This window comes from Streptomyces sp. NPDC001717, from assembly GCF_042892775.1.
Lineage (GTDB): Bacteria > Actinomycetota > Actinomycetes > Streptomycetales > Streptomycetaceae > Streptomyces.
Window position 1 is genome coordinate 1 of record NZ_JBIAUK010000060.1, and the last position, 5,752, is coordinate 5,752.

Sequence of the window (5,752 nt, forward strand, 5' to 3'; positions counted from 1 at the left end):
CCGCGTCCTGCCACCGCTTCAACACCACGGCAGCCACACCCGAACCACCCACCGTCCCACCGGCAGACGCATCGAACGCCCGGCAATGACCGTCCTGGGACTTGGGGCCGCCTTCGCGGTAGACGTATCCGGCTCGGTGCGGCGTCTGGACCGCGGACCCTCCGGCGATGGCCATGTCGCACTCGGCGTACAGCAGTGCCTGGCAGGCCTGGTGCAGAGCGACGAGCGACGTCGAGCAGGCGCTCTGCACCGTCATCGCCGGACCGTTGAGGTTCAGCTTGTGAGCCACCCGGCTGGCCAGGAAGTCACCGCTGTTGCCGAGCAGCAGCGGAATGTCGTCGAGGTGCATCGACTGCAGGGTGCCCGGTTCGGAGCCGATGGCCTGGAGGAGGTAGCTGGACATGGACGCGCCGGCGTAGACGCCGACACGGCCGCCGCCGCTCCCGCCCGGCGCGTACCCCGCGTCCTCCAACGCCAGCCACACCGTCTCCAGGAACAACCGCTGCTGCGGATCCATCAACTCCGCATCACGCGCACTGAAATCGAAGAACGACGCGTCGAACCGGTCCCACCCGTCCAACACCGCCTTCGCCGGCACATAATCCGGATGCTTGAACACCTCAGGCGAAACACCCTCGGCCTCCAGCTCCTCCTCCGAAAAGAACGAAACCGACTCCACACCCTCCCGCACATTCCGCCAGAACGCAGCAACATCCCCCGCACCCGGAAAACGCCCGGCCATACCCACAACCGCCACCGCATCAGCGAGATCCTGATCGGTCATCGCTCTTCCCCCTTTTGTCCAAGAACAGTTGCCGGAGATTCGGGCGCGCGCCGGGCCCGTGCTCGCGCGGCGCCCTCCCGTCGGGTGCGCGCCCGGTCGCGGACCTCGTGCTTCACTTCGTCGTCCGACCTGCCGCCGGCGCCGTCGAGCCATGTGCTGAGGGCTGCGACGGTGGGGTACTGGAACAGTTCGACGACGCTCGGCACCCGGTCGAGGTGCTGTGCCAGGGAGCGTTGGACCTGGAGGATCAACAGGGAGTGGCCTCCGAGGTCGAAGAAGTTGTCGTGCGCGCCCACTCGATCCACCCCGAGCAGGCGGCACCACACGTCGGCGATCGTCTTCGCGGTCGGCGTCTCCGGTTCGGTGTACGCGTCGCCGGTGCCGAGGCCTCGACCGACTGCCGTGGCCAGGGCCCGTCGGTCCACCTTGTTGTTGCCGTTCAGGGGCAGCGCGTCGAGAACGGTGAACCGGGCCGGGCACATGTACGGGGGCAGCGCCGACCTCAGGAACCGGCCCAGCTCGGCGGAGCCGGGCAGGGGCTCCGGGCCGGCCGGCACGAGGTAGGCGTGCAGCCGGAGCCCGGTGGGGCCGTCCTCGGCGATGACGACCGCCTGTCCGACCGCAGGGTGGGCGCGCAGTGCGTGTTCGACCTCTCCCGGCTCGATGCGATAGCCGCGTATCTTCACCTGGTGGTCGATCCGGCCGAGGTATTCCAGGACGCCGCCGGCCCGCCACCGTACGAGGTCGCCGGTGCGGTACAGGCGACCACCGGGCGCGCCGAAGGGATCGGGTACGAATCGATCCGCGGTGAGCCCCGGCTGCCCCCGGTAACCGCGGGACACACCTCCGCCTCCTATGAACAGCTCGCCGGGAACGCCCATCGGCGCGAGTGCGCCCCGCGCGTCCAGCACGTAGGTGCGCGCGCATCCGAACGGGCGCCCGATCGGCACCGGTCCGGTGCCCGCGGCCGTGACGTGATGCGCCGCCCAGACGGTGGTCTCCGTCGGGCCGTAGAGATTGTGCACTTCGGGCACCCTGGCCCGCAGTTGTTCCTCCAGTCCTCGGTCGAGGGCCTCGCCGGTGGAGAGGGCCGCTCGCAAGGTGCCGCCCCCCTCCCATCCGGCGGCGATGAGCATGCGCCAGGTCGCGGGTGTTGCGTCGAGCACGGTGACCCGGTGCTCGTCGAGGAGGGCCAGGAGGCGTACGCCATCGCGCACCTCGTCCTCCTGGGCCACGACCACCCGGCCCCCTGCAGACAGCGGCAGGAACAGCTCCGGCACGGTGATGTCGAAGCAGACGGTGCTGACGGCACACAGCACGTCCTGTGGGGTGAAGTCGAGAGTGCGGCCGGCCTGAGCGACGAGGTCGGTCATCGAGCCGCGCGTCACCTCGACGCCCTTGGGGCGCCCTGTCGAACCCGAGGTGTGGATGACGTAGGCCAGGTTCTCGGGCCGAATCGCCGGTGCGCGGCGGCCCGTACGGTCGAGGACGGCGCCGCCGGACAGCGCGGGGAGCGTGCCGTCGACGAACAGGGTGGGTATGTCCCCCATGCGTCCGCCGAGAGAACGGACGGTCAGCAGGCACGCGGCGCCGCTGTCGTCGAGCAAGTAGGAGAGGCGTTCGTCCGGGAAGGACGGGTCCAGGGGCACGAAGGCGCTGCCAGAACGCAGCACGCCGAGCAGGGCCACCACGAGATCCGCGGAGCGCGGTACGCACACCCCGACCGTTACCTCCGGCCCCGCTCCCGCGGTACGCAGCAGTTCCGCGACCCGGTCAGCCCGGCGGTCGAGCTCCGCGAAGGTGAGGGTGGTGCCTGCACAGACGACTGCGGTGGCCTGCGGTGTGTGCCGGGCCCGGTCCTCGATCCGGACGGCCACGTCGGGGTCCGTGAGCGGGGCCGCTACTCCGCCGTACCCGTGCAGCAGGGCCGTTTCGGCCGCGTCGGAGAGCGGCAGTTCCGACAGCGCCAGATCGGGGTCCGCCTCGGCCCCTTCCAGTACGGCGGCCAGGTGCCGTGCCAGGCGTTCGACGGTTTCCCGGTCGAATAGGGCGGTGGCAAACTCGAGACGGCCGTGGATCTCACCGCCGATGTGCAGCAGTCCGAGCTGGAGGTCGAACTTGGCCGTCCCGGTGTGGAACGCCAGCGGTTCGACGTCGAGGGCGTCCAGCCGGAACGCGGTCATCCCCTCGCTCTGCCATGTACACAGCATCTGGAAGAGCGGGTGCCGGCTCGGGTCGCGTTCGGGCTGGAACTCCTCGACGACCTTCTCGAACGGTACCTCCTGATGGGCGTAGGCGGCCGCCGCGGCCGTGGTGACCCGGCGGGTGAGCTCGCGGAAGGACGGATCGTTCGACAGGTCGGTGCGCAGGACCAGTGTGTTGGCGAAGAAGCCGATGAGCCCGTCCAGTTCCGCATGGGTCCGGCTGGCCACGGCGACGCCGATCAGCTGGTCGTCGTGGCCGCTCCAACGCTGGACAACGGCCTGGAACGCGGCCAGCACCAGGTTGAACAGGCTGGTGTCGAGGCGCCGGGCCAAGGCGTCCAGCCGCGATACCAGGCCGGCCTCCAGGGTGAACGCGACCTCGTCCCCGGCGAAGTCCTGAACCGGGGGACGGGGACGGTCCGTGGGCAGGTCGGTGCGGGCCGGGGCGCCGGCGAGCTGCTCGCGCCAATGCCCCAGCAGGCGGTCGAGCTTCTCCCCTTCGAGCTCCTTGCGCTGCCAGGCCGCGTAGTCCGCGTACTGCAGGGGGAGTTCCGGGAGTGGGTTGTCCCCTCCGTGGCTGAACGCCGCGTAGAGGGTGTCCAGCTCACGCATGAGGACGCCCCCGGACCAGGCGTCGGAAACGATGTGGTGCCAGGTCAGAACGAGGATGTGGTCGTCGTCGGCAAGGCGTAACAGCCGGGTGCGGATGAGGGGCGCCCTCGTCAGGTCGAAGGGGGTACCGGCCTCCGCGGCGCAGTGCCGGCGGATCTCCTCCTCCTGCGCCTCCCCGGTGAAGGTGCTGAGGTCCGACTCGGCCCAGTCCATGGCGGCGTGGGCGTCGACGGTCTGGACGGGCTGACCGTCCGGCCCCGGGGCGAGAGTGCTCCGCAGCACCTCATGCCGGTGGACCGTCTCGTCGAGTGCCCGCCTGAGGGCCGGCACGTGCAAGGTTCCGCGGAGCCGGAGGCCGAGCGGGGCGTTGTAGGCGGTATTGCCCGGGTTGAGCTGCTCCAGGAACCACAACCGGAGCTGGGTGAACGACAGGGGGGCCGGACCGCTGACGGCACGGCGAGCGGGTGCCGACGGCGCGGCCGCCGGCCGGCGCAGCCACCGGTCGAGGAGGGCCCGCTTGGCCTCCGACAGCCCGGCGGTGGCCGGGTCGGACAAGGTCATCGGTCGTCTCCTTCCTGGTCGGCCGCCGGGTGGTCCGCGCCCAGCAGTTCCGCATCGTCGTCGGACATGGCGTCCAGGGCCGCGACCATGAGCTGCTCGACGGCGGCGGCCTGTCCGGCGATGGTGGGGTGCGCGAAGACGTCCGCGAGCGGTACGTCCACCGGGAAGCTCTCCTGGAGGCGGGCCCCGAGGCGGGTGAACAGCAGGGAGTCCCCGCCCAGCTGCATGAAGTCGTCGTCGACGCCGATCTGCCGGTAGCCCAGGAGCTCCTGCCAGAGTCCGGCGATGAACCTCTGGAGGTCGTCGGCGGGCTCGACGTACGGGGTGGGAAGGTCGGGACGCCGGTGGGTCGGGGCATCCTCCGGCGCCGTCGGCGGCGGAGCCGTCGGCGTGTCCGCAGCGGCCGACCGGGGCCCGGTTCCGAGGGCGTAGGCGTCCCCTTCGAAGGGGTAGCCGGGCAGGGGCACCCGGCGGGCTTCGCCGGGTCTGCCGAGCGCGGCCAGGTCCAGGGTGGCGCCCGCCTCCCACAGGTGGGCGGCGGCACGCAGCAGCCGTGACGGTTCATCCTGCGGTACGGCGCCGTCCTGCACCGCCTTGCCCGGGAGGGAGGCCACGGCACGCCCTTCCCCACCCTGCCGTCGGGCGAGAGCCGTCAGGGTGGCGCCCGGGCCGACCTCCAGGAGGAGCAGGTCGTCCGCGGCGAGCAGGGTCTGCTGCCCGGCCGCGAAGCGGACGGTGCAGCGCATGTGGTCCGCCCAGTATGCCGGGTCGGTGGCCTGCTCCCCGGTGATCCAGGTGCCGGTGACGTTGGAGGAGAAGGGAAGGTCGGGTGCCTCCAGGCGCACCGCCGCCGCCTCGGTCCGGAACGCGCCGAGCGCCGGGTCCATCAGGCTCGAGTGGAATGCCTTCGCGACCGGCAGCTGACGGTGCCACGTACCTGCGACGGACAGCGCTGCCGCGAGCTCGGACACGGCGTCCGGGTCACCGGCGAGCACGCACTCCTCCGGTCCGTTGACGGCGGCGAGGGAGAGTCCGTGCTCGGCGGCCAGCCGCAGGGCGGCCTCCTCCCCCAGGGCCGCCGCCATCATCGAGCCGGGCCCGGTGGCCTGCATCAGCTTGCCGCGTGCGCAGACGAGTGCGAGGGCGTCCTCGAGGGTGAACACGCCGGCCAGGCAGGCGGCGACGTACTCACCGAGACTGTGCCCGATCATCGCCTCGGGGCGGATCCCCCACGACATCCACAGCCTGGCGAGCGCATACTCGACGCTGAACAACGCCGGCTGGAGCCGGTCCGTGGCGAGGTCGGCGGAGGCGCCTTCCGCATGCAGGACGTCGCGGATGTCGAAGCCGAGGTGCGGCAGCGCGGCCAGCGCGCACAGGTCGAGGTGCTCCCGGTAGACCGGCTCCCGTTCGTACAGACCCCGGCCCATACCCGCGTACTGCGCACCCTGTCCCGGGAAGACGAAGGCGATCCTCGGAGCGGAGGACACGGAACGGGGTGTGGTGGGGGTGCGGAGTGCGGTGACCGCGTCGGCCGTGGACCGGGCCACGACCGCCCGCCGGTACGGAAACTCCCTGCGGCCCGTCCGCA

3 protein-coding genes are annotated in these 5,752 nt (G+C 71.4%); all 3 read right to left on the reverse strand.

Going from position 1 to position 5,752, the window contains the following annotated elements; genetic code table 11:
- On the reverse strand, nucleotides 1–784 hold a 784-nt coding region (locus ACFYZL_RS39890), incomplete at its 3' end, for a beta-ketoacyl synthase N-terminal-like domain-containing protein (protein WP_388686095.1).
- A complete protein-coding gene (locus ACFYZL_RS39895) occupies nucleotides 781–4,161 on the reverse strand; it encodes an amino acid adenylation domain-containing protein (RefSeq protein ID WP_388686096.1) in 3,381 nt (1,126 codons plus the stop codon). The genes ACFYZL_RS39895 and ACFYZL_RS39890, both read right to left, overlap by 4 nt.
- On the reverse strand, nucleotides 4,158–5,752 hold a 1,595-nt coding region (locus ACFYZL_RS39900), incomplete at its 5' end, for an acyltransferase domain-containing protein (RefSeq protein ID WP_388686098.1). The genes ACFYZL_RS39895 and ACFYZL_RS39900, both read right to left, overlap by 4 nt.

Coding starts and splice junctions, on each gene's coding strand:
- ACFYZL_RS39895 (WP_388686096.1), bottom strand. CDS start 4,161: ATGACCTTGTCCGACCCGGCCACCGCCGGGCTGTCGGAGGCCAAGCGG.